Origin of the sequence: Chitinimonas sp. (assembly GCF_041904975.1) — a bacterium.
Taxonomy (GTDB): domain Bacteria; phylum Pseudomonadota; class Gammaproteobacteria; order Burkholderiales; family Chitinimonadaceae; genus Chitinimonas.
The window spans coordinates 1-2,702 of the sequence record NZ_JAYRLZ010000400.1 but is presented as its reverse complement, the minus strand read 5'-3'; the positions used below and the strand labels follow the sequence as shown (position 1 = coordinate 2,702).

General features: G+C 61.5%; 3 protein-coding genes. All 3 read right to left on the bottom strand.

Annotated features, from left to right (window positions below; all coding sequences use genetic code 11):
- Nucleotides 1–1,132, bottom strand: a 1,132-nt coding sequence (locus tag ACE3OH_RS21415) for a TonB-dependent receptor plug domain-containing protein (protein ID WP_374358043.1), incomplete at its 3' end; no start/stop codon positions are given.
- 297 nt (nucleotides 1,133–1,429) lie between these two features.
- Entirely contained in the window at nucleotides 1,430–2,368 is a 939-nt protein-coding gene (miaA, locus tag ACE3OH_RS21410) for a tRNA (adenosine(37)-N6)-dimethylallyltransferase MiaA (RefSeq protein WP_374358040.1), read from the bottom strand.
- Nucleotides 2,365–2,702, bottom strand: a 338-nt coding sequence (locus tag ACE3OH_RS21405; RefSeq protein ID WP_374358038.1) for a hypothetical protein, incomplete at its 5' end; no start/stop codon positions are given. The genes ACE3OH_RS21405 and miaA, both read right to left, overlap by 4 nt.

The following is a 2,702-nucleotide window of genomic DNA, read 5'->3' as shown; positions in this document are numbered from 1 at the left end:
GGGTATTGTTCGGATTCGCCTTGAACAGGGGGTTATCCGGGTGATTGGCCGCCAGGACAATCAAAAAGCTCTGGCGCACGCCATCGGTCGAGAACCAGGTTGTCGGATTCTGGGTGACACCAACCGGATTCAGCGGATAAGTCGCTTTGGATTCGGTAAACGAAGCCTCGGCAAAGGCGCTCAGATTGTCGTTGATGTTCAGGCTGCCGTGGCTGAACAAGCTGGCCTCATCCGATTTCGCCACAGCTACCAAGGGCGCCCATTGATCCCAGGTGCAATTGCCCGCTGCGTTCAGCTTGCTGGCTGGGCAACGGCTGTCGGCGCCAACCAACACCGTAAACGCGCCACTACCTGGGGTACGCTCCTTGTAATAGCTAGCCGGCGTGCCGGTGGCATTGAATGTGGGATTCAGGCGGTTGTTGATGCGCAAATACGCATCACGCGCGATGGCATCGGCTTCGTCAAGACGCGCGGAGTCGCGGTGCTTTACGTCGGCCGCCAGCATCACATTGTAGCGATCCTTGTTGATATCGCCCTTGCCGATCACGCCATTGGCCGAGTAATTGCCGAAGCCGCCATTGAGCGACTTGCCGCCGTTCACAGTCAGCTGCGCGCCTTCGAAGTCATTGCGCAGGATAAAGTTGACCACGCCGGCAATGGCATCGGAGCCATACACGGCCGATGCGCCATCTTTCACGACTTCCACCCGCTCGATAGCGGACAGCGGAATATTGTTCAGGTTGTAAATGGTCGACTGGCCCGAATTCGGGTCGGCATAAGCGGCCGGCGACATGCGGCGGCCGTTCAGCAATACCAGCGTGGACGAAGAGCCGAGGCCACGCAGCGAGGCCGACGAGGCGCCGGACGAGAAGCCCGAGCCACCACCGAGATTGTCCAGACCGCCCGAGCTCAAGGCCGGCACCAACTTGAGCAGCTCGGCCACGGTCGTCACGCCGCTCTTGCGGATTTCTTCGGCGCGAATCACCTGGATAGGCGAGGCCGTTTCAGTGGCGGTGCGTTTGATATTGGAGCCGGTCACTTCAATCTTTTGGACCTTTTGCTCATCGGCAGCCGCAACATGGGCGGCCGTACCCAGCAAGGCCACGGCCAGCGCAATTTTTGTCAGTTTCATGGATTATGTTCTCGGATAGTGGAGTCAAGCGCCCGGCCACCGCCTGCCAAGCTGATCAATTGACTGACAGCACCACCGGCGGGCATCCCTGCCGGCTACAGCGTGCGACCCGAGCGAGAGCCATTTGTAACAATTGCAGGGCGCGCTCGCTGTAACCAAACCTTGCGAAATGTAACCAAGCAGCAGTAGCTCACAGCTGCCCTTGCACTGCGCACACTCACGGCAAATCCGCAAAGACCGCGACGGCCGATTGCGGCAACACGGCAAAGACAGGCCGGCTAAGTCGCTAGCGACCAGTTACCGCTTCCATACCTCGGCAACCATGGCCGCAATCTTGTCGGGTGCATTGCCATCGAGACAATCGATCTGCGCAATATCGTCCATGCCACGCAGCCAGGTGATCTGCCGCTTGGCCAGCTGGCGTGTTGCAAAAATACCAGTATCGCGCAAGGTAGCGTAGTCGATGCGGCCGTCGAGGTAGTCCCAGCTTTGCCGGTAGCCAACACAACGCATCGACGGCATGTCGGGCGTCAACTCATAGTGGCGGCGCAGCGCCTCCACCTCGTCGAGCAGGCCATCGCGCAGCATCTGCTCGAAGCGGATGGCGATACGCTCGTGCAGCACGGCGCGATCCGATGGCAGCAGGGCGATCTTGCTCAGCGCATAGGGCAGCGGGCTATTGGTCTGCTCGGCCAGCCATTGCGACATGGCTTTGCCGCTGATTCGGAAGATCTCCAGCGCCCGGCCGATACGCTGGCTGTCGTTCGGGCTCAGCCGCGCGGCGGTGACCGGATCGACGTTTGCCAGCGCAGCATGCATCGCCGGCCAGCCCGCTGCAGCGGCCTCAAGCTCAATGGCAGCACGAATTCCGGCATCGGCCTGCGGTAGATCGTGCAAGCCATACTGCAGGGCATTGAAATACAGCATGGTGCCGCCCACCAACAGGGGCAACTTGCCACGACGGGTAATATCGGCCATCAGCGCCAGCGCATCACTACGGAACTGCGCAGCGGAATAGCTTTGGGTCGGATCGATCACATCGAGCAGATGATGCGGCGCCACCGCCAGGGTGGCCGCATCGGGCTTGGCGGTGCCGATATCCATATCGCGATACACCAGGGCCGAATCGACCGAAATCAGTTCGACCGGCAGGGTCTGCGCCAGCGCGACCGCACAGGCGGTTTTGCCGCTGGCGGTGGGGCCCATCAGGAAGATAGCCGGGGGTAATGGGTTCATGCCTGCCTCCGCGCCACATGGGTGGCCAATACGCCGGTGCTGATCGCCGCCAGCACCGCCAGCGCCACAGCGCCGCCGCCGATAAGGGGCAAGCCCCGACCCAGCACCAGAAAAAACACCACAAAGCCCATCAAGCCGGTGAGGAATCCGCGCAATGCCAGCAGTAGCGCATCGCGCCCGGCATTGGCAAAGGTGAATAGCGGGATCACCGTCGCTGACACCGGCGCGCCAGCAAAGACGCCGGTCAGCGTCGGGCCAAGCAGGCCGGACACGCCGGTCAACGCCAGCACCAGTATTGCTGCGAAAGCGATACGCGCCAGCAGCTCGATGCGCG

Bases quoted from the DNA above. Each gene is read 5' to 3' on its own strand.
- miaA (WP_374358040.1), bottom strand. From the start codon at position 2,368: ATGAACCCATTACCCCCGGCTATCTTCCTGATGGGCCCCACCGCCAGC.